The following is a 23,727-nucleotide window of genomic DNA, read 5'->3' on the forward strand; positions in this document are numbered from 1 at the left end:
TGCGCCGCAAGCAAGAACGAGGCCCCGCCCAGTCGGCGAGGCCTCGTTGCGCATCGTGGGTCGTGAGTGAGTGTTCCGGGCGGAACCGGCATGGCCCTCACGAACTGGTCGGGGTGTCGCTCAGGATTTCTCCACTCCGGCGGGCAAACCGCCGGTGATCCGCACCAGCTCGTCGAACGTCGTCGGGAACATCGCGTGCTTGGAGCCCGCGCCCGCCCAGACCTCCCGGTGGTCGGCCAGCATCCGATCCACCACGGTCCGGATCGGCCGTGGGTGCCCGACCGGACCGACACCACCCACCGGCTGCCCAGTCGCCTCCAGCACGAATTCCGGGGTGGCCCGCCGGATCTTGCGCACCCCGAGCAAACGCCCGACGTGCTTGGTGTCCACGCGGTGCGCGCCGCTGGCGACGATCAGCAGCGGCTCGTCGTCGGCGGTGAAGATCAGGCTGTTCGCGATCGCGCCGAGCTCGCAGCCGAGCCGTTCGGCTGCCGCCGCCGCGGTCGGCACGTCGGTGTTGAACTCGACGACTGTCCCCGCGACGTCGAGGTCGCGCAGGCAGGCGGCGAAGGTGTCCGTGGCATTGCTCATGTGGCGCAGAATCCCCCAAGCGGCGCCGTCGGAACAAGTTCTTTCCCAATCGGGTGGCGGGATCCCGGACGCCGCGCGAGAACCCGCGGCGGTGCAAGCTGCGGGTTGGCTGAGCGGCTGGTGCCACTGCAGCGACGAAGCTCCCCGTTGCCACCCTCCGCGCCACAGCATCTGAAGCAGCGGCTTGGCGCATGGTCCTCGTTGTTCTGTCCACTGTGGTCGGTCGATGGGATCGCCGGCGACTGCTGTGGTTGTCGCTGGCCCTGTTCGTGGTGGGCACCATCGTCACGGCGGTGGCCCCGGACTTCGCCGCCCTCACCGCTGCCCGCGTGCTCGGAGCGCTGGGCGCGAGCCTTTTCACCCCGACAGCCGTGGTGATCGCCGCCGGCCTGGTGCCGCTGGATCGCCGTGGGCGTGCAGTGTCCACAGCGCTCAGCGGGCTCACCCTGGCGACCGTTATCGGTGTGCCGCTGGGCGTGCTGCTCGAAGGCTCCATCGGCTACCAGGGCCTCTTCTGGACCGTTGCCGTGCTGGGCGTGCTCGCTTCGATCGCCCTGTTGGCCCGTCCGCCGGTCCCGGCGCCGCCGGTGATGCGGATCCGGGAACGTGTGTCGGTGCTGCGCAACCGGGCCGTGCTGTGGGTGCTCGTGGTGTCGATGCTCGCCTCGTCGGCTCTGTACTTGGGCATGGGCTTCGGCGGCCTGACCGGGGGAGCGGTCGGGGCTGGGTGGCCCTGGGGCCGGTGTCGGCCGCCGTCGCCCTCCTTGCCCGGGTCCTCTTCTGGCGGACCAACCCGACCACGACCACCGCTGCGGTCGCCACCACGGCAACGGCTGCGGCTCCCGCCCAGGAGGCCCAACCCGTCACCTGAACCCGCTGGTCAAGACCCGTGAGTGCGCTTGGGTACATGGCCCCCAAGCGCACTCACGGCCTTCCCCCTTCACACAGGTCGAGCCTGGACGCGCGTTTCCTAGACCAGCAGGGGCAGCTTTCGGACTCCGGTCATGGTGGGGCTGGGGATGAACTCCGGGCCCTCCGCCGGGTCGGTCCGCAGGTTCGGGAACCGGTCCAGCAGGATGTTCAGCGCGATCCGCCCCTCCAGCCGGGCCAGCGGCGCGCCCAGGCAGAAGTGGATGCCCCGCCCGAACCCGATGTGCGGGTTCGGATCCCGGCTGATGTCGAAGACGTCCGGGGCGGTGAACTGGCGGGGATCCCGGTTGGCCGCCGCGACCCACAGCAGCAGCATTTCATCGGCGGGGATCCGCTGGCCACCGAACTCGACCTCCCGGTTGGTTACCCGGGAAACCGCGGCGAACGGGCTGAAGAAGCGCAGCGACTCCTCGATCGCCGAGGGCACCAGCGACCGGTCCGCCCGCACCTTCGCGAACTGCTCGGGGTGCGCGTCCAGACACAGCACCGTGTTGCCCAGCAGCATGGTCGTGGTGATGTGCCCGGCGATCAGCAGCACCATGCCGAAGTTGACCACCTCGGCGTCTCTGAGCCGCGCACCGTCCACTTCGGCCAGGACGAGCTTGCTCAGCAGGTCCTCGCGCGGCGCCCGCCGGCGCTCCGCGACGTGCTCGCCCAGGTACTTGGTCAGCTCCTGGACCTGGTCCAGGGCCTTCGCCAGGTACTCCTCTTGTTCCTTCGAGCGGTCCTTGAGAGAGACCTGGCTGGAGGTCTCGAACATCGCGTCGACCCATTTCTTGAACAGGCCCCGGTCGCTGCTCGGCACGCCCAGCAGTTCCGCGATCACGATGACCGGCAGCGGGTAGGCCAGGTCGCGGACCAGTTCGGTCCGGTCGGACACGGCGTCGAGGAGTTCGTTGGTCAGCGCGGCGATCCGGGGTTCCAGGCCCGCGACGACCTTCGGGGTGAACGCGTGGCTCACCAGCTTGCGGAGCTTGTTGTGCTCCGGCGGGTCCATCTGCACGATGTTGCCCTCCCGGAACCCGGACGCCTCCGGCACCAGCCGCTGGGTGGCCGAGGAGAAGGTCGCCGGGTCGCTGAGGGCTTCCAGAGCCTCGGGGTATCCGTAGACGTTCCAGATCCCGGCCGCCGAGTCGTTCGCCACCGGCTGATCCGGTCGCACCCCCCGCAACCAGAACTGCGATTCGTTTATCCCCCAGGCATCGGCGAGGGTCGTCATGTGGTGCCCCTTCCTGTTGGCGAGCGCCACCGGTCAGGTGCGCTCCAGGTCCATCTCGGAGGTGTAGATCCACTTCCGGTAGTTCGCGTTGATCTCGTCGAACAGCGCGCTGATCTCGGCCGCGGCCGCGGTCAGCGAGGCGCGGTCCGGTCCTTGCTCGGGTTCGAAGGCGCGGCGGACGGTCAGCGCCAGCGCGTCCGCCTTGGCGCGGTCGTCCGGGCCCGCCAGGTGCGGGTTGATGTTGTCCACCACGAAGAACCCGGTGACGGTGGCGCTCATCGAGAAGATCAGGTGCGGCACGTCGTCGCGGACGAGGTCGTACTTGGTGATCAGCTCGAAGTAACGGGCGGTGAACTCCTGCCCGCGGATCTGCGCCGAGGTCTGCTTGAGGTTGCCGAGCAGTTCCGCGTCGTCGGTGACCAGCGCCCGCATCAGCGGCCTGCGCTGGGTGGCCAGGAACGAGTTCTGCATGAACCGGTGCGGCCGGACCTCGTCGGGGTCGCGGCGCACGGCGTCGACGAGCCCGGTGATCAGGTCCACCGATTCGCGCAGGAACAGCGATTCGAACAGCCGCTCCTTGGTGCGCCAGTGCAGGTAGACGGTGCCCTTGCCGACGCCGGCCTGCTTGGCGATGTCCTCGATGGTCACTTTCCGGTAGCCCAGCCGAATCACCAGCTCGCCGGCCGCGTTGAGGATGCGGTCGGCACGTTCGGTGGGCTGCGGCATGGTGCGTCTCCTTGGTCCGGGTAGGCGCTTGCGATGACGCTTTGACCAGGTTTGAAATCTGGTCAACCAGTCATTTGTCACGGTAACGCTAGCCGCTGCGGCGGGCAATGGACCTCGGGTCCGCCTTGACGCGGTCTTGACGCGTCACCCGGAAGCACCAACCGGCGCGCGTTGCCGCCTGGGCGGGCTTAGCTTCTGCAGGCAGCCCCCATACCGAAAGGGCTTTCCCCGCCGCCCGTAAGGGGGCACCATGAGATTTGGCGAGTTCAAGGACCGCCTACCGAACCGCGGCGAGGAACACGGCGAGAAGATCGAGCAGAGCCTTTGATAAGGCGGCCGAGGTGGCCAAGTAGTTCGGTCACGAGGAGCAGATCGACAAGGCCGTTGAGAAGGGCGAGGAGTTCCTCGGCGATTCCGAACCGGGATCCGGCGAGCAGCGGTAGCCGACCGAACATCGCCGCCCGACCCATGCTGACGAGCGGGACCAGGTGAGGGCCATCCCGCCCGGCAGTGGTCGGAGCGGATCATGGAGAGGCCGCCTCAACGCACAGGGCGGCCTCTCTTAATGTCCAGAATCCCTCGATTCGTCGAGCTCTTCCACCTCATCTTGCATGCGGCGCGGGTGGCAGAACCTCAGCGGCTTCTCGGCTGTGGGATCCCGGACCCGTGTATGACCAGCGGCGTCCGGACTGTCCTCGTGAGAAGAAGCCGAGAACCCGCAGCGGTGCCAGTTGCGAGGGTGGGCCAAGGCGGCTACGCCGCTTGCGGCAGCCTGTGGGACCTCCGGCGTCGCGGTTGCGGATCGGCCAGGGCGAGAAGGTTCCATTGAAATCAGAGCTCTGATTTCAATGGAAATTGCGGTGATCAGGCCACCGGGAGCTCCACGGCGGCGGCTTCCGCCGACAGCGCGACGACCCGTCCGCCGCGCTCGCCGAGCTCCCGCAGGCGCTCCAGCGCGGTGCCGTTGAGCTGCACGGTCGCGCTCGCGCGCGCCGCGGTCGCGAGTTCGTCGAGCGTCTGCCGCGCGTCGTGGCCCGCGTCCACTGTGGACTTCAGGCCCCCGGTCGAGGCAAGCGACCCGCGGGCCGCGCCGAGCCGGCCGAGGGCGTCGTCCACGGCGTCGAGCAGCGCGATCCGGTTGCCTTCGGTCATGGCCCGCACCAACTCCGGCGCGGTACCCGCGACCCGGGTGCCGTCCCGGAACGAGCTGGCGGCCAGCGACAGCGCCAGCGGGCCGCCATCGGCCCCGACCGACGCGAGCACCGCGGCGAACACGTGCGGCAAGTGCGAGATGCGCGCGACCGCGAAGTCGTGCGAGGCGGCGGAGGTGGGCACCACCTGGGCGCCGCAGTCCAGCGCGAGCTGGGCGGCCTCCCGCCACGCGGCGAGCGTCGTGTCCTCCTCGGCGGTCACCGCCCAGGCCGCCCCGGCGAACAGCTCGCCCGACCCGACCGACCAGCCGGAACCCGACACCCCGGCCATCGGGTGGCCACCGGCGTACCGGGCACCGGGCAGCAGGCTGCGGACCTCGGCGGCGACCGGACCCTTGACGCTCACTGCGTCGGTCAGCCAGGCCTCGGGGGCGTGCTCGGCGACCTCCCGCAGCACGTCGCGCACGGCGGTCAGCGGCGTCGCGACGACCACGAGCGCATCCTCCTCGGCGGCTCGGCGCAGGGTCGGCCCGATGTCGAGGATGTCGAAACCGTCGGCCCGCGCGGCGGCGACGTCCGACTCCGACCTGGTGGTGCCCCAGGCGGGGCGTCCAGCAGCTTTGGCGGCTCGCAGCACCGAGCCGCCGATGAGTCCCAGTCCGATCACGCACACGGCACGCATCGGTTCATCCTGCCCGACTTCACCGTCGACCACGCACCCGGTTGAGCGGCAAACAATGCCCGGAAGGTTACGAGCCAACAATAGTGCTTTCGGGTGGCGTTCGTACGCTCTACGGTGTCCTCATGACGGTGCAGGAGCCGGTCGCTGGCTTCGCCGTGGCCGTGGTGCGGGAGGACGGGCGGTGGCGGTGCAGCACGATGGACAAATCGGTGCTGACCGGCCTGGACGCCTCGATCACGGCGTTGCGCGAGCTGCGTTCCACCGGCGCGGTGTTCGGTATGTGCAATGTGGACGACGAGTTCTTCGTGCTGATCAGACCGGTGCCCGGAGGGGTGGACCTGCTGCTGTCGGACGCCGCCGCGGCGCTGGACTACGACATCGCGGCGGACGTCCTCGACCTGCTGCGCATCGACCCGCCCGATGAGGACGACGAAGAGGTGTGGCCGGAAGGTAACCTCGCCATCTTGTCCGATCTCGGGCTGCCCGAGGGTGAGCTGCTGGTGATCATCGAAGAGGTCGACCTCTACCCGGACGAGCAGCTGGAGATGATCGCCCAGCGCTGCGGCTTCGGGGACAACTTCGCGAAAGTGCTGGAGAAGCTGGACCAGTGAGCACATCCGGTGCCCGCGCCGGGGACACCGACCTGGTGCGGGCCGCGTTGCGAGTCGCCGCCGAAGCACCGTCCACTGGGGATGTTCCGATCGGCGCGGTCGTGGTCGACCAGGAGGGGCGGCTCCTCGCCAGCGCGCACAACCAGCGCGAAGCGCTGCAGGACCCCACGGCGCACGCGGAGATCCTCGCGTTGCGGGCCGCAGCCGCCGCGCACGGCGACGGTTGGCGGCTGGGGGGCTGCACGCTGGCGGTCACGGTGGAGCCCTGCACGATGTGCGCCGGGGCATTGGTGCTGGCCAGAGTGGCCAGGGTGGTGTTCGGGGTGTGGGAACCCCGGACCGGCGCGGTGGGCTCGCTGTGGGACGTGGTGCGGGATCGCCGCCTGAACCACCGGCCGGAGGTGGTCGGCGGCGTGCTGGCCGACGAGTGCGCGGCGCTGCTCGAGGACTTCTTCGCCGACCACCGCGAGTAGGAACCCGCATCACCACGACCGACCCGCGCCCGGGCGGCCCGGTTTCAGCCGTCCTATTCGACTAAGGGGCGCACGTCGACGCTGCCGTAGCGGGCGGTGTGGGCTTCTCGGCCCACGCGGTCGCGACGTTGATGTCGGCCGCACCGACGACATACAGCCTGGCGACGACCGCCCCGGCGGGCTGGGCGACGCGGTCGTTCACGATCGCCGAGCGGTCCTCCCAGAGACCACCAGCTCCCGGTTCCGCGTACGCGATGGAGTGCATGCGGGTTGCCGCCGAAGCACCCCTGCTGCTCCAGACCCGCTCGATGTACGGCGAGTCGGGCGGGCGGTGTTCGATCTCGATCACCACAGCTCCCTTCTCGACCGCCTCGCGCCAGATGCACGATAGGCGGCCGCAGCGCGGGAAAACCGCAGTCCAAGGACGGGTTTTGGTTTATCCGCGCCCACATCCTCGCCGGATGGCCAGAGTGGACAGTGTCCGCACTGCCCATGACCTGCTCGAACACCTCCACTCGGCACCACCGCCACTGCCGTCGTCCGCGCGAAACCGCCGGGACTCCCGGAGTGATCAATTCCGGCGAGGTCGATTGCGCCGCTCGAACCCCAGGTGGGAGGGAGAGTGGATCTGGCAGCTTCCACCGGTTCGGGCGGCCTGTCCGCACCGCGAACGGTGTCCGGGCCTGTGACGATGAGCTCGTCCGCTTGCGACGGGCGGACTGATCGCGTTGCAGGGGAGTGTGACGTGGAGCCGACTGATGCAGTCCTGGCCACGCGCATCGCGACCGGCGACACCGGTGCCTTCGAGCTGGTGGTGCGCCGGTATTCCGAGGGGATCTTCGGCATGGCGCTGCGGATGCTCGGCGACCGGGTCGAGGCGGAGGACGTGGTGCAGGACGCGTTCATCGCGGTGTGGCGGCGGGCCGGTGAACTCGCCGAACCGGCCGCCCTGCGGAGCTGGTTGTTCAAGGTCGCCCACCGGTACTGCCTGATCGTGCTGCGCCGCCGGCGGACGCGCCGCACCGCTCCCGTCGGTGTGATCCCCGAGCACCGGCCCGCGGTCGGGTCCGCCGCGCTGATCGCCGATCCGCAGCGGGTCGCGGAGGCGGCAGAGGGTGTGCTGGCGCTGCGGCGCGCGCTCGCTGTCCTGCCGAGCCGGCAGCGCGATGTCTGGCTGCTCGCGGAGGTCGACGGCCTGTCCTACGTCGAGATCGGCCAGCGCGTCGGTGCCGGTGAGCAGGCGGTGCGAGGTCGGCTTTCGCGGGCCAGGGCCAGCCTCGCCAGCATGATGCGGGCCTGGCGCTGACCCCCGCTGTCGAGCGCTGTCGGGTGACCGGTAGCCTAGCTGGCGGTAGCGTGTCCGAGCGGCCGAAGGAGCGCGCCTCGAAAGCGCGTGTGGTTAACAGCCACCGTGGGTTCGAATCCCACCGCTACCGCTCGCAAGGGCCGGTTCCCGTGAAGACGGGGACCGGCCCTTGATCATGCGGTCCCAGTTGGTCTTGTTAGGCGGGCATCAGGGCACCGGTCACAACCCGGTCGGCTTGCGCGACGCCATTCAGGTAGATCATCTCGTGCTTCCTGACCCCGGGGCTAGCTCTGCGCGGCACACAACGGCACGAACCCCCGGCGGTCCTGGTCAGGGCTGGTACCGTGCGGCGATCTTGGTGACCTGGCCATTTTCTTCGAGCCAGATCTTGGCCGACTGGTTTCCCTGCTGAGTGAAATCGTCCAAGGTGACCGGAACTACACCCAGTCCCTCCGAGCCGAGCTGGGGTGAGCCGGTCGGCGTGGCACCTTCGAACGGGCTGAGAAACTGGACATCCGGAGCGAGCGCGGCGACCTGAACCGGTCCGCCGGTGCTAACCGGGTGGGGCGCCGACATGGAGGAGTCATCCATCCTGCCTTCGACCCAGGAGACCATCCATGCCCCGTTGTTCTTGGCGAACTCCAGATCGACGGCAACGTCGACGGCGTGGATGTTCGGGGCCACGGCGCCTGCCCTGGCGTCCGTCTCGGGGTTGGTAATGATCGCGGCGCCTGCCGCCGATCCAGGCGGGGTAGGCGCCGATGTCGGCTGTCCGGCCAGGGACGTGCACCCGCTCACGAACACCGCTGCGGCCAGCAGCCCGCCGGGGATCAGAACGGCTATTCGGCTGATCTTGCGCATTTGTTTCTCCTACAACCGGGTTGTTTCCGACTCTTCGATCAGGCAGACGTGTCGGGGCCGTTGCGATTGTCAGCGGTCGGCAAAATCATCCAAAGCGGTTCTACCACCCGAACGGGCGTCGCTGGTGCCTAGATGGCCAGGACCGTGCGGAACGGTTGGCGGCTCGCGGCCATGAGCCGCATCGCGGCAAGAAGGTCCCCTGGTGCGGAGAAAGTCTTAGTAGCGCAACAGGAGGTTGAGATACTGGCATGTTCACGTGATCGTGTTTTCCCGCTCGCTTTTCGGCGGTAGCTTCTCGTCGATCAGGTCGCTTGGCGAGGGGAAGCCAAAATGCGCATCACGTCGTTGCTGACCGCCACCGCAGCGGCGCTGCTGGTGGCGCCGATCATGGCGGCCGCGGCGCCGCAGCAGCAGGCCCGCATCCACGACGTCCAGGGGACCACGCGGGTTTCGCCGCTGGCCGGCCAGCGGGTGGCCGGGGTGCCGGGAGTGGTCACCGGCGTGCGCGGTTTCGGCTCGTCCCGCGGGTTCTGGCTCCAGGACCCGGAACCCGACGCGGACCCCCGCACCAGCGAAGGGCTCTTCGTGTTCACCGGGAAGCAGACCCCGGCGGTGGCGGTCGGCGACGCGGTCGCGGTCTCCGGGCTGGTCGCGGAGTACTACCCGACGGCCGAGGGCGAGACGCCGGAGACCACGCCGAACCAGTCGGTCACCGAGCTCACCGAGGCGACCTGGCAGGCCACCGGCAAGGGCAGCGTCCCGGCCGAGGTGCTCGGGGCGGACACCGTCCCTGCCGAGTTCGCGTTGCTGGAAGGCAACATCGACAAGCGCGAGCTGGAGCCGCAGCGATTCGCGCTGGACTACTTCGAGTCGCGCGAGGGGATGCTGCTGCGCGTCGAGGACGTGCGGGTCGTCGCGCCGACCGACGCCTACCGCGCGCTGTGGATCACCAGCAAGCCGGAGCAGAACGCGAACGGCCGCGGCGGCACCACCTACACCGGCTACGCCGAAGCCAACGCCGGGCGGCTGAAGGTCGAGTCGCTGTCGGACGCGCCGTTCCCCGCCGCGAACGTCGGTGACCGGCTGCGCGGCAGCACCGAAGGACCACTGGACTACACGCGCTTCGGTGGGTACGTGCTGGAGGCCGGGCGGCTGGGCGAGCACGTGCCGGGCGGCCTTCAGCCGGAGACGACGCGGCCGCAGGGACGCGACGAGCTCGCCGTCGCCACGTACAACGTCGAGAACCTCGCCCCGTGCGCCGACCAGGCCAAGTTCGACCGGCTCGCCGAGGGCGTCGTCGACCGGCTCGCCACGCCGGACATCGTTGCGCTGGAAGAAGTTCAGGACAACTCCGGGCCGACCGACGACGGCGTGGTGGCCGCGGCGCAGACGCTACAGCGGCTCACCGACGCGATCGTGGCGGCGGGCGGGCCGCGCTACCAGTGGCGGCAGATCGACCCGCAGAACAACGCCGACGGCGGGCAGCCCGGCGGGAACATCCGGGTGGCCTTCCTGTTCAACCCGGCCCGGGTGTCCTTTGTGGATCGTCCGGGCGGCGACGCGACCACGCCGGTGCACCCGGTGGCCCACGGCCAGCGGATCGCACTGAGCGCCTCGCCGGGGCGCATCGACCCGGCCAACGAGGCGTGGCGAGACAGCCGCAAGCCGCTGGCGGGCGAGTTCCTGTTCCACGACACGCCGGTGATCGTGGTGGCCAACCACTTCAACTCCAAGGGCGGTGACCAGCCGCTGCACGGCCGCCTCCAGCCGCCGGCGAGGTCGTCGGAGGAGCAGCGGGAGCGGCAGGCCCAGGCGGTTCGTGTCTTCGTCGACGAGGCGCGGGCGGTCAACGACGAGGCCGCGGTTGTGGTGCTCGGCGACCTCAACGACTACGGCTTCGCCCCGCCACTCGCGGCGCTGACCACCGGGGGAGCACTGGTGCCGCTGGCCGGCTCGCTGCCGCCCGCCGAGCGCTACAGCTACGTCTACGAGGGCAATTCCCAGCAGCTGGACCACATCCTGGCCGCCCCGTCGATTACGGCGGAGTACGACGTCGTCCACATCAACGCGGAGTTCGCCGACCAGGCCAGCGACCACGACCCCCAGGTCGCCCGCCTCCAGTTCTAGCCTGTTTCCAGGCTCGTTCCTGCCGGGCGGTTCCGGTGGCCGCCGCAGCGAGAGTGGCTTGGTTCTGCCTCGCCTACCGGTGTGAAGCGAACGGACTGTTCACGTCAATAGGCGAGGCGAACGGTCCGTTCGCTCCATGCCAGCACCTTCCAAAGCAGCGTGTTCAGCACCCACGGGTGCTCACGGGCCGTCACCTGCGCATACGTCGTTCAAGGGCGGATGTTCTGGTTGAGGTGGAAGAGGTTTTGCGGGTTGTACTCGCGTTTCACCTGGACCAGCCGGTCAAAGTTCCCCTTGTAGTTCGCCTTGATCCGGTCCTGGTCGTCGCCGGCCATGAAGTTGACGTACCCGCCCTCCTCGCTATGCGGCGCGGTCGCGGCGTAGTAGTCGCGCACCCAGGCGATGTTGGCTTCGTTGTCCGCCGGGTCGGGCCACATCCCGGCGATGACGCCCGCAAAGTTCGCATCCCGGTAGGCGAACGCCGTCGCATCCGCCGCGACCCGGTGGCAAGCTCCGTCGATCGGGTAGATGTGCACCGTCGAGTTCAACGCCGGCACCTTCGGGCCGAACTGGGCGTGCGCGGCGATCATCTCGTCGGTCAGCTCGACGACGAAGTTGGCCTTCCAGTAGTGCTGGAGACCAGGCGGGACGAGCGCGTCGAACGCGCTGTTGAGCCGCGGATAAGGCATCGGGCCCACGTGTTCGGCGACGATCGGCGCGATGTCGCGTAGCGGCTGGACGACGGCCGGGCCCGCGTCCATCGGCCCGGTCCAGCAGGCGACCATCGCGATCAGCACGTCGCCGTGCCGGTTCTCGGGGATGAACGGCAGCGGTGGCGCGATCTGGAAAGCGGGGAACGCGCTGAACTCTTCCGGGGCGCGGGTGATGATCTCGCGGAAGGCCCGCAGCACGTTCGAGGCCTGGTCCACGTCGAAGAAGATCAGGCCGCCGTAGATGTCGCGCACCGGGGCGAGCCGGTACTCGAACGAGGTCACCACGCCGAAGTTGCCGCCACCGCCGCGCAACGCCCAGAACAGGTCCTCGTGCTGCCGCTCATCGGCCACGACCAGCTCACCGGCCGCGGTCACGACGTCCGCGGAGACCAGGTTGTCGCAGGACAGGCCCAGGCCGCGGGCGAGGTGCCCGATGCCACCGCCGAGGGTGAGCCCGCCGATGCCCGTGGTGGAGATGAGGCCGCCGGTGGTGGCCAGCCCGAAAGCGTGAGTGGCGGCGTCGACGTCGCCCCAGGTCGTGCCGCCTTCGGCCCGCGCGGTCCGGCTGCCCGGCGAAACCCGCACGCCGTGCATCGGAGTCAGGTCGAGCACTACGCCGTCGTCGCAGGTCCCGAACCCGGGCACGCTGTGACCACCACCGCGCACGGCGAGGTCGAGCCCGTTCTCCCGCGCGTAGGCGACGGTGGCGACGACGTCCCCGGCGTTCACGCACCGCACGACGACCTGCGGCCGACGGTCGATCATGGCGTTGTAAACGCTTCGGGCCTGCTCGAAACCGTCGTCCTGCCGGCTGATCACGGCCCCGCGAACCCGCTCCCGCAACGTCTCGATCGTCAAGTCCATCGGAGCCACCCCGCCCGGGAGAACCAGTGCCATCGCAACCAACGGTGCGGCGAGCCGACCATGCGGGACAGGGACGTATGGCCCGGAAACACGCGAAAGAGCCCCGGTCGCGATGTCGCGTCCGGGGCTCTGACCAGCGGAGGATACGGGATTCGAACCCGTGAGGGCTATTAACCCAACACGATTTCCAATCGTGCGCCTTAGGCCGCTCGGCCAATCCTCCGTGCGGAAGCCTAGCAGGGCGGCTGTTGAGCAGGAGGTATGGGTCGTGACCTGGGGCGACGGGTGGACGTCGGGATCTTGCACAGCGCTCGGAGACAACACGATTCGAGGATCTGTGACATGGGGACGACGAACACGACGGCCGCAGTCTGGGACATGCTGGCGCAGCGCTGGCGCAAGACGATCAAGGCCAAGAACCTCTCGCCGAACACGGAGCGTGGCTACCTCTACACCGCGCAGCGGTGGGCCGACTGGCTCACCGAACAGGGGCTCGACTTCGAACCGGACCGGGTCAAGCCGCACCACATCGACGACTTCATCGAGGCGACCAGCGCCGCCAACGGCGCACACCACTACCGCAACCTCCGCGTGTTCTTCGGCTGGCTGGTCAAGCGGGACGAGATGCCGTCGAACCCGATGGACAAGACCGAGCCGCCCCAAGTGCCGGAGAAGATCACGCCGCTGTTGTCCGACGAGGATTACGCTCGGGTGCTTGCGGTGTGCCGCGTCGCGACTTCGCTTCGCGGCGAGACACCGCGATCATCCTGCTGTTCATTGACACGGGACCGCGAGTGTCAGAGGCAGCCTCGCTGAAACTTTCTGATGTCGACCTTCAGACGCGCCGGATTCAAGTCCGGGGCAAGGGAGACAAGGTTCGTGTTGTCGGGATTGGCAATAGCACCGGGCTCGTGCTGGCTCACTATCTCAAGGAACGGGAGAAGCATTCGGACGGGAACGCGCCTGCATGTGGCTATCCTCGGCCGCGATCTCGCGCTCAAGACAGACGGCATCAAGAACATGCTCCGCCGCAGGGGCACGCAGGCCGGTATCGCTGGCTCACTCCGTGCACACCGCTTCCGGCACGATTTCTCGCACCGCTGGCAGGATGTGTGCGGCAGTGAGGACGGGCTGATGATGATCGCCGGATGGAGCTCCACCAAGATAGCTCGCCACTACGGCAAGCAAGCCGCAGCCAGACGAGCCCTCAATGAGCAGGCTCGCCTCGGCATCGCCGACCGCATCGCCTAATCGGGTGCATGGCGGCAAGCAAGAACCTCACCCCAGCACAGCGCAAAATCCGGTCCTACGCAGCGGCACACGCCCGGTGGGCCCACGTCTCGGCCCCACGGCCGAGACCGCGTCGGCACGCCGAGCCGCACTCGAACGATTCGAGCGCCAGGTTGACCCCGACGGTGTCCTTCAGCCCGAGGAACGTGCCCGAGGAGCGGAGTCGGCGCGCAAGGCTTACTTCCGTGCTCTTGCGCGCAAGAGCGCCAGGGTGCGCCGGCGAGGTCCGAGATCGGCAACCAAGCTCGGATGCAGTTCCGCGGAATGACAAGCGCCTCGCCCGGCATCTTGCCGGGCGGGCGCTTTGGCCTGATGGTCAGCCGTCCAGCTCACCGGCCTTGACGGCCGTCACGAAGGTCGACCAGGTTCGGCGGCTGAACGTCAGAATCGGACTTGCCTCACCGAGCTTGGAGTCACGAACCCCGCGCGCCGCAGGCGCTTCGCCAATTTCGACGCAGTTGTCGTTACCGCTGCTGCGGCTCGACTTGCGCCAGGTCACCGGTCCCAGGTCAGGGGCACGCATGTTACTGCTCCCTCACTCAAGCTCACTGGCTCGTTGTTCGAGCATTCGCGCCGACTCTCTGTCATCGAGAGCAGCAACCCTCAGCCTATCGAACGCCTGGACGTACACGTTGGTGTGATTGGGGCGGTCCAGGTAGTCGGCGTCCGTCAGCCCTTCGAGGTAGGTGTAGGTCGCCACCGGATCAGCGAGGTGCAGCACGGTGAACGGTGTTCCGAGAGCAGCGTGCTCGCCCTTGGTGTACGGCAGGACTTGAACCGTGACGTGGCGGAGCTCTGTCAGCTCCCGGATGTGTCGCAACTGCTCGCGCAGGGTGTCTCGCCCGCCAACCTCGCAATACAGCACGCCTTCGCCGAGAACGACCGAGATCTCTCGATTGCTGTTCCGGACGATCGTTTCGCCACGTCGGGCGCGTTCGGCCGCTCGTTCGTAGATCTCGGGCAACGGCGTGACCAGCGAGGTGGACAGGATGGCGCGGGCGTACGCCTCGGTCTGCATGATGCCTGGCACGAGGTCGACCTTGTAAGCCTTCACCTCGGCTGCCGCAGCTTCGAGGGCAGCGTAGGTCTTCGCCCAGTCTGGTACGCGGCTTGGTCGATCTCTCTTGCGAGCGTCCGACGCCAGCTGGCGAAGCTTGTTGGCTTCGTCTTCGTCCGTGATCCCGAAGTGGTCGATCAAGACGTCCATTTCGGCTGCGGCGACCGTGAGCTCGCCCTTCTCGACACGCGTGAGCTTGCCGGGGTACCAGTCAAGCCGGTCGGCGATCGTCTTTGGCTTGACGTCGTGTTGCTCGCGGAGTTCGCGCAGCAGTAGGCCCAGCTGGACGCGTCGGACTGCTGGGTTGTTCTCCGGGGTAACCATCGCTCCCTCTCGTTGTGTCGGCGGGTCGCATCCTGCCTGGTCTCTCGCTGCGATCCTCCAAGATCCCTCTTTCGGAGTATTACAAACCTTCAATTGCAACTTGTAGTTTGAATCTTGTCGTTGTGATGCTCATGTGCCTAGTGGGCACAGAGTCGAGAGCAGCCGCGACTCGCGTTCATGGCTGAGTTCGAGCACGAAGGGAAGACCTGATGGTCGGGGAACGGCAGATTGACTCGTGGCCGGAAGCGTGGCTGCGTCCGCACTTGGATGCTTTGCGGACGAGCGTCCGGGCCGGCTTTCGGTTCCGTTATCTGCCAGGGCCCGCCAACGTTCTCGCCGTGCAGGGCATGCGAGTCAGCGATGGGTGATGGACATGTTCATGGCGAGCGCGGCTGACGACGCCATCGCTGCCCGGTTCCGGATTGAGGATCTGGAACTCGGTTCTCCGCCGGCCGTCTGGCACAGGCACGGCCCGGTCGCTGACGTTGTTCCGGCCTTGCTGGAACTGCCGCCACACAACTCGCCGGGTGCCCCTCGCTTGGCGAGGTCGCCGGTTTCTGAGCTGTGGCTGCCCGGCGATCCGCTGCGGTGACCAAGCTCCGGTCGGATGCGGTGTGCCCGGGGTTGTTTACCGCCCGGTTGCATCGCGTGTCGCGGGTGAACGTCGAGCGGTTGTTGTTCGGGCCGGATCGGGTCCGGCTTGCTCTTGCTGATTGCGGTGCCGTGTGTACGCCGCCGCATCCATCTGTGGTCGGGCGCTTGCCGAGGTGCTCGCGATGTTTCGGAAAGGACTGAACTGGGGTGTCTTCTTTACTTCTGTTTTAGCCGGCTTGCTGCCTGGTGCCGGGTTGCTGCTCTTCGTTGGGTGGCGGATGCAGATCGCTGAGCCGGGTGGTCAGCATGCCGGCGCTGGTGAGGGCGCGTTGACGGTGGCGCACCTGCTCGACCGGGTCGAGAAAGAGCGCAGGCAGGTAGCCGAGAGCACAGGGCGGCATGCGTTGCGTGAAGACGTTGCGGCGAAGATCGCCGCGATTGTCGGGATCTAGACGAGTAATTCCAAATTCCTGCGAGCATGAGGCGAGGGGGTCCATGATCCGTTTGTGACGACAGACCTGGACACCCTCGTGATCGCACTCTACGTCAAAATCGACGATGACCTGGCCGGTTCGGCCACGAATTTCTGGCGCAGGACACTAGTCGAGGTATCCGGCCGTTCCTATGGAGCTGTGCGCCTGCTGCTCCAAGAAGCCGGCGCCGAGTTCCGTCCGCCTGGTGCTCCCTCCAAAACGACAACTAACTCCACGCCGCAGCGCCCAGAACCGACCTTGCCCCGTGTCGCGCTATGAGCAAGAAAGGGACCGAAGCGGTTTCTGCCGATGGCTTGGCGAGTCGAACGCGTCTCACCGACACTTCACCGTCCACCGCGGCGACATCGGTAGCTCCCACGACAACGACCAGCTCATCGAAACAGTCCATATTGGATCCGACTGGGCTGACGAGTCGGACGTTGCCACTCAGGCGCGCCTGTGGCTGCGTTCGCGTATCGGCCCGCGTCGCCGGAGCGCATGAATCATCTGAGACTCCGCTCGATGTTGCTGCCCCCGACCTCCGGCATCGAGCGGACGGCCGGTCGGTGCGGCGCCTCCCAGGGCACCGACCGGCCACCCATTCATTAAGCGAAAGGAGTCCCGCATGGCCAACTCGCCCGACGATCGACCAGAGGTCACAGGACCACCAGTCCCGGTACCGGTCGATATCGACCCCGTTGCAACCGGCGTCGGTCACGATGTTGATGAGGAGGAGCCCGATGCCGGGGATTGAGTAGTTCGGCTCTGTCACGGGAAATGGCCGGCGCGGTAGAGATGATCTACAGCGCCGGCCTTTGTCGTGTTTGGGCCTTTCGGGTGACGTGTTGTCGAGGTCGACTGGGAGCACGATCAGCTCGGTAGCGTGCCCGCCTGGGAAAACAGTCGTATGAGGGGGAAGTTTGGCTTACGGGGACCGTGACGTGATGCGGGACCACGGAGACGTGGCGCCGTCGGTGATCGGGGCTGACTACGTCGCAGCAGCCAACGGCGAGGAACCCGAACCGGCCTTCGTTCCGCTTGCCGAGCGCTTCGTCAGTCGCGACAAGGACGTCACCGTCGAACTTCGGCGACTTGAGGACGGGCGCCTGGCGGTGCTGGCATTCAGCTCGCTGGAGGCGCTGGTCATCGGCTGCGGGGATCTGCAGCCCTGGGCGTCACTGCCTCCCGACAAGGTCGCGGAGATCCAACAGCACAGCGGCGCTGATCTGGTGCTGTGGGACGCAGTGCTTCCCGACGACCAACGCAATGACTCCGCAGGGGGAACCAACTGATGTCCGGAACCCACGCCCAGCTTGGAGAATTGGAAGCCCTCGCAAGCAGGCTCCGCACCGGCGCGGCCGAACTGGACGGCAGTGCCGCACCCCCTCCTGCTCCGCAGGTCGGGGTGGCGAGCGAGGCAGTTGCGGGCGTCATGGCGATGCTGACGTTGTCAGCGGCAGAGATCGTCGAGGCCCTCAACTACGTCGGTGACGAGGTCGCGGCAGGCAGCAACCTTTACATCGAGACCGACCACGGCAACGCCGACGATATCGCTCGCTCCAACCCGAACGCGCCGAGATGAGTCTTACTGGGGATTTGAATCATGCCACTTGATATCAAGGTCGACGCGCAGCCGGGAACGATCCGCACGGCAGCGGACTGGCTGGACGGGATGGCGCGAGCCGTTGACGCGGCGTTGGACATCATCAACCGTGTTCGCGGCGAGTCCGAAGGCAGCTGGCCCAGCGAGGCCGGCCAATCCTTCCGCGACGGCATGGGCAAGGTCGCGCCACGTGTCGACGACGTGTCGATCAGTTACTCCGACCTCGCCCGGGAACTGCGCCGCCACGCAGACGCCATCGACACCGTCAAAGTGCGCATGGATCAAGCGCGCGAGCTTGCGCTGAACGCGGGACTGGTCGTCCAAGGCGACCTGATCATGGAGCCTGGCCCGGAACCAGCAGACCCAACACCGCTGCCCACCGACAAACCCGCCAGCCCTGAACAAAAACAGATCCACACCGAGGCAGTGCGAGCACAATCCGACTTCGCCCGAAAGGTGCAGGCGTACGCGGACTGTGCTGTCTTGGTTTCCGAAGGCCGGCAGCTGGCGAGCGACTCGATCGCCATCCTTAACCGGTTCCTCGGCGGGCTCATCGAGAAGTCTCCTTTCAACGCCTCGGACGTTATCGCCGGCCTCGCTGGTGCCACGTTGGGACAGACCGCTGCAATGCGCGCCAAGGCGTCGCAGATCGCGCGCAGCGGTGCGATCGAGGTTTCTGAGCGTCTCTCGCAAAACCCGTACATGAGCCTTCAAGCGCGAACACGAGCCGCGGCTATCAACATCACCCGTTCCCAGGCCGCGGCCGCGCTGGAGAGCAAGGCAATCGCCACACGGACCGCGCAGTGGGTGGATCGCCTCGGCCCCCGGACCAAGGCGATCTTGCAACTGAACCTCGACTTCGGCAGGGCTGCGAAGACTCCCACGGCAGGGACCGGCCTGCTCCGGGGCGCGCTGAAGCTTGGCTCCAAGCTGCCTGTCGTCGGGTTCGGAATCACCCTGGGCGGCATCGGCTATGACATCGGCATCGCTGGCAAGGACCCGACAACCAGCGTGGCCTCCGGGCTCGGCGGATTTGTCGCGGGGGCCGCCACCTCGGTCGGGTTGGCGGCGATGGGCACCCCAGTGGGATGGGTCGTCGCTGGCGGCGCAGTCGCCTCCTGGGGCGTCGGGTTCGCGATCGAGGAATGGGGCGACGATATGGTCCAGGGCATAGAGGACACCGGTAGACGCCTGGAAGAGATCAACCCGAAGATGGGCCGATGAACAACGGACTTCCGCCGAAACCCGACTCGCAGACCGGAAAACCACGGCCGCCTCGTGCGCCGCTGGAACCCGGCTGGAAGTCACCGGAGGTCAAGCACAAGCGTGGCGTGACCAAGGTTCCTCAACAGCCGGAGGGTGAGGGGCCGATCTTGGAATGGTTCTTTCCCACCCGAGGCCGTGCCCTTACCTTCGGCCTGATCATGGTCACGATCATGGTGGCGTTCTTCACCTGGCGCGACTTCGGGTTCGGCTGGGTGACCGTCTGGTGGCTCTGGCTGTTCATCGTTCCGTGGCCGTCTTTGTTCCTTCTCACCGGCCGCAACCTCCGCATGTCGGCCGGCGCGGACTGGCTCGCCTACGGAAAGAACTTCGTCAAGACCTACGAGTTGACCAAGGTCAACGTCACCGTCGGTGGAGCCGCGCACTACCTCGACATCGAGGACAGCCACGGCCGGCAGCTCTACGTGCAGATCAACAACCTGCAACTGAACCGGGAGCTGTGGGACCTGGCCTATCTCGGCCTGCTCTACTCAGTCCACGAGGGTGGTGCCAGCACCAACAAGATGGCGCGCGACTACCTCGGCCTCAACATCCCCCCGCACCTTCGGAAATGGGAATCACGCGACGCCTAGCCCCAGGCGCAGTGAGACCTCATCTACAACGGCATCCTCTACTCCGTTCAACGAGGCAACGCCAAGACTAACCAGCGGGCACTTGGCAAGCTCAAATTAAGGTAGTGAGGATTCCGAAGGGTGTATTTTCGCCGCAGGCGAATAGGGCTGATCGAGTGAATCCTGGAGCAAATTTCGCGCTTTCTTGGTGACGGAACGTAGTGCCGAGAATGTAGCTGGACACGCAGTGGAACACTTGTGCGAAAAGCGGGGCTCGGTGCATTCCTTTCGATCAGCTGTTTGGCCGCTGCAGACGGCAGTTGCTCTATGTGAGCATGTCACTGGGTAGAGCAATGGCGATCAGGTGGTTCCTGTCCAGGAGGCTGCACGGTGCACGATAATTTTCACTACATTCCGATCCTGCTAACTCGACGCGGCGAGCGGTCTGCACTGAAGGACTTGCGTAGTTCCGTAAAGAAACGGATGACTCCACTTTTCACGGTGCACCCTCGGGACTGGGACTTCGAGGGTGAACAGTGGAAGAAGACTGTAAGGCAGCACGTTGAGCCGCTGGCTAAGCATCTCGCTGATTGCTGGCCCGGCGGATATGCATTCGTCGACCTGGAGCACCTCGATGATGGGTTAGACGGACCTGTAGTTGGTGATTCGCTCGCAGGCCTGGTCAATGAGGCGGCTCACCACGGTACGGTGCTGATACCGGTTGTCGCTCCAGATAGGTGCCCTGAATACTTGGCAGCTGCTGGGGCGCTTCACAAGGAGCACGCGAACGGTGTATGTGTGAGGCTCAAGCCTTTCGCATGGCCTTCATTGCCGGGTGCCGCGACTTCTCTGTACGAGCTTCTCGATCAGATCGAGGTCGATCCGACGCAGGTCGACCTCGTACTGGATCTCGGCGATCAAATGGGCTCCGAATTAGCCCAGTCCGCCGTTTTCGGAGAGTTGTTGGCGCTGCCCGATGCAGAGAAGTGGCGCTCACTGACCTTGGCAGGCGGATCCTTTCCAAAAGACTTAGCCGGTATGGAAAAGGATACGCTTCACCGAGTCCCCCGAGTGGACTGGCAGCTATATTGCCGCGTTGATGATCAGGCGTCCCAGGCGCATGCACGTCGGCCTGCCTTCGGAGACTACGGAGTTGCACATCCCGACCCCTTCCTCATGGTCGATCCCAAGATCTTGAACATCAGCGGTCAACTCCGCTACACAGTGGAGGACGCCTGGTTGGTCGCCAAGGGCGGACTATTCAAGCGCATTGGCGGCGAGGCGGTCGTGCCTCCGGCGCGTTTAGTTGTCAAGTCCGACGAGTTCTGTGGGCCTGATTTTTCGTTGGGCGACAAATGGATAGCGCAGGTCGCGCGTGAAGATGTCGGGGGCAGCAACCCTGAGCATTGGCGACGGGTTGCCACCGACCACCACTTGACCTACGTCACTGGCCAACTCGCCAGTCGGTACGGGACTTCAAACGAGTCCTGACCGCTGCCTGGATCGTCGAGACATCTAGCTGCTCGACCATCCGTTTCCAGATATCGCGGCGAGGCTTGGACCGTACCCCGCGGTCCAAGCCCCAGTACGCGAGTTCATCCAGCGCTTCGTCGCGCCACAGTAGTTGAACGACCGCCCATGGATCTACCGCAGGGTTCTGCGTGCCTGGTCGCATGGTTCGTAGGTGCGTGCTGCCTTTGTGCTCGCTGGCCACGATAACTTCCCACCACTCGGGCAACATCTGTACGGCCTTGGTTGCATGGCACTCGGCTACGACGAGTGCCGCGCGATCAAGCGTTCGCGAATAGATCTCGATCTGGAGCGGAAGTCGCCGCAAGTTGTCCCGCGCACTTTTGATCTCGTAGCCCCATAGTGAGCCGTTGACGGCAGCTACATCAACTCGGACCAGTCCACCGAGATCGAGTTCGTCAACGAAGCGTGTGTCAGGCTTGGGATGTTCGTTGCGCAGACGTTCGGCGAGACACGCACGTACGTCTCTGTCACGCATCTCAATGCCCTCCGAACGAAACTTTGAACAGACTCAACCTACCGCTGACAGCTGGGCTCTGTCTCGGCACCCGACTGCGGACGAGCAAGCAAAACAAGTTGGTCGGGGCCGCGTTCTTGGCTCGAAGAGGCCGAGGAGTGGTGAATGCCGCTTGCCGTCACGACCGTGGTGGCTTGTGCTGATTCGGCGATTCGCCGAATCGGGTGTATCTGGGTGTCCGGGCGGAGCCAAGAAGGAGGTGCGCGACCGACTGCGGGAGACCGGGTCGGGTTTCCAGCCATCGGGCCGCGCCGTAGACCAGAGCACCGGCGACCGGTACGAGCACGGTCGTGGCAAGAGGCTGTGCCTGCTCGCCGAGATCCGGCGGAAGCAACCGGGTCGAGACCAGCCAGGCGATCAGCGCACCCCAAGCCGAGGGCAGGACAGTGCGGATGAGGGACACGAGGTAGCCGGCGAGCCCGCCGGGCTGCTCACCCGGCGCCGGGTTCTGCCCAGGCGGGGTCTGGCCGGGCGGCGTTTTTCCCCGGTGGCGGTGTGGGCTCGCCCGGGTTCGGTGGGTTCTGCCCGTTCGGCGGCGGTGGTGCAGGGTTCCCGCCCGGCGGGGCGGGCGCGGCGAGTCTGCCGAGGTTGGTGAGAGATCACCCGCGGTTCGGAAGAACGCGGTGGCGGATCTGGTTCAGCTTGCTGAACAGGTCGAACGGCGTGCTGTGGGCGTGTGGAATCGGTGCGGTGGGGTCGCGTTCCGGGCCGCTCGGGGCTTCGGGTTACACTGAGTGCGGACCTCGTGCGGCGTCCATCCTGTGAACTCCCCCAGGGCCGGAAGGCAGCAAGGGTAAGCGGGCTCTGGCGGGTGCACGGGGTCCCCTTATTTTTTCCAGGGACCGCCCTCCCGGCTTGACCGGCAGGTCCGGGGCGGGTTTCAGGCCGTGTTCGGGTTGTCGTGCTCACCGCGTAGGGTTTCCACCGTGGCGCTCGCCCTTTACCGCAAGTACCGGCCTGCGACCTTCGCTGAGGTCGTCGGGCAAGACCACGTCACCGAACCGCTGCGGACCGCGCTGTCCGCCGGCCGGATCAACCACGCGTACCTGTTCTCCGGGCCGCGTGGTTGCGGCAAGACCTCCAGCGCGCGCATCCTCGCCCGCTCGCTGAACTGCGCGCAGGGCCCGACCGCCGACCCGTGCGGCGAATGCGACTCGTGCGTCGCGCTCGCGCCCGAAGGCGGCGGCAGCGTCGACGTCGTCGAACTCGACGCGGCCAGCCACGGTGGTGTCGACGACACCCGCGAGCTGCGCGATCGGGCTTTCTTCGCGCCCGCTCAGTCGCAGTACCGGATCTTCATCATCGACGAGGCCCACATGGTCACCACGCAGGGCTTCAACGCCCTGCTGAAGATCGTCGAGGAACCGCCGGAACACCTGATCTTCGTCTTCGCCACCACCGAACCGGACAAGGTGCTCACCACCATCCGGTCCCGGACCCACCACTACCCGTTCCGGCTGATGCCGCCGGGCGTGATGCGCGAGCTGCTCGAACGCATCTGCCGCGACGAAGGCGTGCAGGTCGAGCCCGCGGTGTACCCGCTGGTGATCCGGGCCGGTGGCGGGTCCGCCCGCGACACGCTGAGCGTGCTCGACCAGCTGCTTGCCGGGGCGGGGCCCGAAGGCGTCACCTACGAGCGCGCGGTGACGCTGCTCGGGGTCACCGACGTCGCGCTGATCGACGACGTGGTCGACGCGCTCGCCGCGGGCGACGGCGCCGCCGTGTACGGCACGGTCGACCGGCTCGTGGAAGCCGGGCACGATCCGCGCCGGTTCGGCTCCGACCTGCTCGACCGGCTGCGCGACCTGGTACTGCTCAACTCGGTTCCGGACGCCGCGCAGCGCGGACTGGTGGAGGCCGCCGGGGACGAACTCGCCCGGATGCAGAGCCAGGCCGAACAGCTCGGCGCGGCAACGCTTTCCCGGTTCTCCGAGATCGTCCACACCGGACTTTCCGAGATGCGCGGCGCCACCGCGCCCCGGCTGCTGCTCGAACTGCTCTGCGCGCGGATGCTGCTGCCGGCCGCATCCGACTCGGAAACCGCTCTGCTGCAACGGTTGGAGCGCGTCGAGCGCCGCATGACCATCGCGCCCGGTGAGGGTGCTCCCGACGTGTCGCCGGCCGGGCAGGCAGCTGCGCCAGCGGCGGACGCCGATCCGCGACCGAAGCGCGTCTTCCAGCGGCCGCACGAGCGCACAACGCAGGAGGCAGCCGCGTCGCAGGCACCGGCGGCACCGCCTGCAGGGCCAG

The 23,727-nt window shown here is 67.0% G+C and carries 26 protein-coding genes, 2 tRNA genes, 1 other RNA gene and 1 pseudogene; 19 read left to right on the top strand and 11 right to left on the bottom strand.

What is annotated here, in order from left to right:
- Positions 1 to 120: 120 nt before the first annotated feature.
- Positions 121 to 591, bottom strand: coding sequence for a YbaK/EbsC family protein (locus tag SSPN_RS0119885; protein ID WP_010307653.1), 471 nt, complete (start codon positions 589 to 591; stop codon positions 121 to 123).
- 191 nt (positions 592 to 782) lie between these two features.
- Here SSPN_RS0119885 and SSPN_RS44690 point away from each other — a divergent pair, with 191 nt between their 5' ends.
- Positions 783 to 1,484: an MFS transporter gene (locus SSPN_RS44690; protein WP_010307654.1), complete on the top strand. Its 702-nt coding sequence runs from the start codon at positions 783 to 785 to the stop codon at positions 1,482 to 1,484.
- A 77-nt stretch (positions 1,485 to 1,561) separates the two neighbouring features.
- On the opposite strand, the gene SSPN_RS0119895 is transcribed toward SSPN_RS44690, so the two are convergent.
- The 3 genes from SSPN_RS0119895 to SSPN_RS0119905 form a co-directional block, all read right to left on the bottom strand.
- A complete protein-coding gene (locus tag SSPN_RS0119895; RefSeq protein ID WP_010307655.1) occupies positions 1,562 to 2,740 on the bottom strand; it encodes a cytochrome P450 in 1,179 nt (392 codons plus the stop codon).
- Between the two features lie 33 nt (positions 2,741 to 2,773).
- Positions 2,774 to 3,466 (bottom strand): TetR/AcrR family transcriptional regulator, encoded by a 693-nt coding sequence (locus SSPN_RS0119900; protein WP_010307656.1) that lies wholly within the window; start codon positions 3,464 to 3,466, stop codon positions 2,774 to 2,776.
- Positions 3,467 to 4,330: 864 nt separating this feature from the next.
- A complete protein-coding gene (locus SSPN_RS0119905) occupies positions 4,331 to 5,299 on the bottom strand; it encodes a prephenate dehydrogenase (protein WP_029535524.1) in 969 nt (322 codons plus the stop codon).
- 122 nt (positions 5,300 to 5,421) lie between these two features.
- Between SSPN_RS0119905 and SSPN_RS0119910 the strand changes: the two genes are divergently transcribed.
- Together SSPN_RS0119910 and SSPN_RS0119915 are read left to right on the top strand one after the other, a co-directional pair.
- Complete coding sequence (locus tag SSPN_RS0119910; RefSeq protein WP_010307658.1) at positions 5,422 to 5,910, top strand: tRNA adenosine deaminase-associated protein; 489 nt, start codon at positions 5,422 to 5,424, stop codon at positions 5,908 to 5,910.
- Positions 5,907 to 6,383, top strand: coding sequence for a nucleoside deaminase (locus SSPN_RS0119915; RefSeq protein ID WP_010307659.1), 477 nt, complete (start codon positions 5,907 to 5,909; stop codon positions 6,381 to 6,383). The genes SSPN_RS0119910 and SSPN_RS0119915 overlap by 4 nt, the downstream gene beginning before the upstream one ends.
- Positions 6,384 to 6,444: 61 nt before the next feature.
- Here SSPN_RS0119915 and SSPN_RS0119920 read toward each other — a convergent pair whose 3' ends face one another.
- Complete coding sequence (locus tag SSPN_RS0119920) at positions 6,445 to 6,732, bottom strand: hypothetical protein (protein ID WP_148272014.1); 288 nt, start codon at positions 6,730 to 6,732, stop codon at positions 6,445 to 6,447.
- 396 nt (positions 6,733 to 7,128) lie between these two features.
- On the opposite strand from SSPN_RS0119920, the gene SSPN_RS0119925 reads away from it, so the two are divergent.
- Complete coding sequence (locus SSPN_RS0119925; protein WP_010307661.1) at positions 7,129 to 7,689, top strand: RNA polymerase sigma factor; 561 nt, start codon at positions 7,129 to 7,131, stop codon at positions 7,687 to 7,689.
- A gap of 44 nt (positions 7,690 to 7,733) precedes the next feature.
- Positions 7,734 to 7,819: transfer RNA gene (locus SSPN_RS0119930), tRNA-Ser, on the top strand.
- Positions 7,820 to 8,019: 200 nt separating this feature from the next.
- Here the strand turns inward: SSPN_RS0119930 and SSPN_RS0119935 are convergent.
- Positions 8,020 to 8,550, bottom strand: a complete 531-nt coding sequence (locus tag SSPN_RS0119935) for a hypothetical protein (protein ID WP_010307662.1) — start codon at positions 8,548 to 8,550, stop codon at positions 8,020 to 8,022.
- A gap of 330 nt (positions 8,551 to 8,880) precedes the next feature.
- Between SSPN_RS0119935 and SSPN_RS0119940 the strand changes: the two genes are divergently transcribed.
- Positions 8,881 to 10,677: an endonuclease/exonuclease/phosphatase family protein gene (locus SSPN_RS0119940; protein WP_010307663.1), complete on the top strand. Its 1,797-nt coding sequence runs from the start codon at positions 8,881 to 8,883 to the stop codon at positions 10,675 to 10,677.
- Between the two features lie 209 nt (positions 10,678 to 10,886).
- Here SSPN_RS0119940 and SSPN_RS0119945 read toward each other — a convergent pair whose 3' ends face one another.
- Together SSPN_RS0119945 and SSPN_RS0119950 are read right to left on the bottom strand one after the other, a co-directional pair.
- Positions 10,887 to 12,254, bottom strand: a complete 1,368-nt coding sequence (locus SSPN_RS0119945) for an FAD-binding oxidoreductase (protein ID WP_029535527.1) — start codon at positions 12,252 to 12,254, stop codon at positions 10,887 to 10,889.
- 137 nt (positions 12,255 to 12,391) lie between these two features.
- Positions 12,392 to 12,477: transfer RNA gene (locus SSPN_RS0119950), tRNA-Ser, on the bottom strand.
- Between the two features lie 119 nt (positions 12,478 to 12,596).
- On the opposite strand from SSPN_RS0119950, the gene SSPN_RS49095 reads away from it, so the two are divergent.
- From SSPN_RS49095 to SSPN_RS60050, 3 genes and pseudogenes are all read left to right on the top strand, one after another.
- The gene (locus tag SSPN_RS49095) at positions 12,597 to 13,070 is read left to right on the top strand and encodes a tyrosine-type recombinase/integrase (RefSeq protein ID WP_029535528.1); all 474 of its coding nucleotides are present in this window, start codon (positions 12,597 to 12,599) and stop codon (positions 13,068 to 13,070) included.
- Positions 13,049 to 13,144, top strand: a pseudogene (locus tag SSPN_RS62790) (hypothetical protein); the annotation flags it as partial. The gene SSPN_RS49095 and the pseudogene SSPN_RS62790, both read left to right, overlap by 22 nt.
- Before the next feature lie 79 nt (positions 13,145 to 13,223).
- Positions 13,224 to 13,505, top strand: a complete 282-nt coding sequence (locus tag SSPN_RS60050) for a tyrosine-type recombinase/integrase (RefSeq protein WP_029535529.1) — start codon at positions 13,224 to 13,226, stop codon at positions 13,503 to 13,505.
- A gap of 355 nt (positions 13,506 to 13,860) precedes the next feature.
- Here SSPN_RS60050 and SSPN_RS0119970 read toward each other — a convergent pair whose 3' ends face one another.
- On the bottom strand, positions 13,861 to 14,067 hold the full coding sequence (locus SSPN_RS0119970; RefSeq protein ID WP_010307665.1) for a DUF397 domain-containing protein: 207 nt from the start codon (positions 14,065 to 14,067) through the stop codon (positions 13,861 to 13,863).
- Between the two features lie 12 nt (positions 14,068 to 14,079).
- Entirely contained in the window at positions 14,080 to 14,925 is an 846-nt protein-coding gene (locus tag SSPN_RS0119975) for a DUF5753 domain-containing protein (RefSeq protein ID WP_010307666.1), read from the bottom strand.
- 725 nt (positions 14,926 to 15,650) lie between these two features.
- On the opposite strand from SSPN_RS0119975, the gene SSPN_RS0119985 reads away from it, so the two are divergent.
- From SSPN_RS0119985 to SSPN_RS51430, 7 genes are all read left to right on the top strand, one after another.
- Positions 15,651 to 15,971 carry a hypothetical protein gene (locus SSPN_RS0119985; RefSeq protein ID WP_010307668.1) on the top strand — a complete coding sequence of 107 codons (321 nt, stop codon included), beginning with the start codon at positions 15,651 to 15,653 and terminating at the stop codon, positions 15,969 to 15,971.
- 111 nt (positions 15,972 to 16,082) lie between these two features.
- The gene (locus SSPN_RS62795) at positions 16,083 to 16,271 is read left to right on the top strand and encodes a helix-turn-helix domain-containing protein (RefSeq protein WP_420188273.1); all 189 of its coding nucleotides are present in this window, start codon (positions 16,083 to 16,085) and stop codon (positions 16,269 to 16,271) included.
- Positions 16,272 to 16,936: 665 nt separating this feature from the next.
- The gene (locus SSPN_RS0119990; RefSeq protein WP_010307669.1) at positions 16,937 to 17,284 is read left to right on the top strand and encodes an SAV_915 family protein; all 348 of its coding nucleotides are present in this window, start codon (positions 16,937 to 16,939) and stop codon (positions 17,282 to 17,284) included.
- Complete coding sequence (locus tag SSPN_RS0119995) at positions 17,284 to 17,574, top strand: WXG100 family type VII secretion target (RefSeq protein ID WP_010307670.1); 291 nt, start codon at positions 17,284 to 17,286, stop codon at positions 17,572 to 17,574. The genes SSPN_RS0119990 and SSPN_RS0119995 overlap by 1 nt, the downstream gene beginning before the upstream one ends.
- A gap of 21 nt (positions 17,575 to 17,595) precedes the next feature.
- Entirely contained in the window at positions 17,596 to 18,819 is a 1,224-nt protein-coding gene (locus SSPN_RS44705; RefSeq protein WP_010307671.1) for a WXG100 family type VII secretion target, read from the top strand.
- Positions 18,816 to 19,451, top strand: coding sequence for a hypothetical protein (locus SSPN_RS0120005; protein ID WP_010307672.1), 636 nt, complete (start codon positions 18,816 to 18,818; stop codon positions 19,449 to 19,451). The genes SSPN_RS44705 and SSPN_RS0120005 overlap by 4 nt, the downstream gene beginning before the upstream one ends.
- Before the next feature lie 369 nt (positions 19,452 to 19,820).
- Positions 19,821 to 20,921 carry a beta family protein gene (locus tag SSPN_RS51430; protein WP_083821978.1) on the top strand — a complete coding sequence of 367 codons (1,101 nt, stop codon included), beginning with the start codon at positions 19,821 to 19,823 and terminating at the stop codon, positions 20,919 to 20,921.
- On the opposite strand, the gene SSPN_RS51435 is transcribed toward SSPN_RS51430, so the two are convergent.
- Positions 20,875 to 21,438: a sce7726 family protein gene (locus SSPN_RS51435; protein WP_143539449.1), complete on the bottom strand. Its 564-nt coding sequence runs from the start codon at positions 21,436 to 21,438 to the stop codon at positions 20,875 to 20,877. The genes SSPN_RS51430 and SSPN_RS51435 overlap by 47 nt on opposite strands.
- A gap of 238 nt (positions 21,439 to 21,676) precedes the next feature.
- On the opposite strand from SSPN_RS51435, the gene SSPN_RS55065 reads away from it, so the two are divergent.
- The 3 genes from SSPN_RS55065 to SSPN_RS44710 all read left to right on the top strand — a co-directional run.
- Entirely contained in the window at positions 21,677 to 22,072 is a 396-nt protein-coding gene (locus SSPN_RS55065) for a hypothetical protein (RefSeq protein WP_143539450.1), read from the top strand.
- Positions 22,073 to 22,212: 140 nt separating this feature from the next.
- Positions 22,213 to 22,307, top strand: an RNA gene (ffs, locus tag SSPN_RS49980) — signal recognition particle sRNA small type.
- Between the two features lie 96 nt (positions 22,308 to 22,403).
- On the top strand, positions 22,404 to 23,727 hold a 1,324-nt coding region (locus tag SSPN_RS44710; RefSeq protein WP_010307675.1), incomplete at its 3' end, for a DNA polymerase III subunit gamma and tau.

It is taken from the genome of Saccharopolyspora spinosa NRRL 18395, assembly GCF_000194155.1.
Classification (GTDB): domain Bacteria; phylum Actinomycetota; class Actinomycetes; order Mycobacteriales; family Pseudonocardiaceae; genus Saccharopolyspora; species Saccharopolyspora spinosa.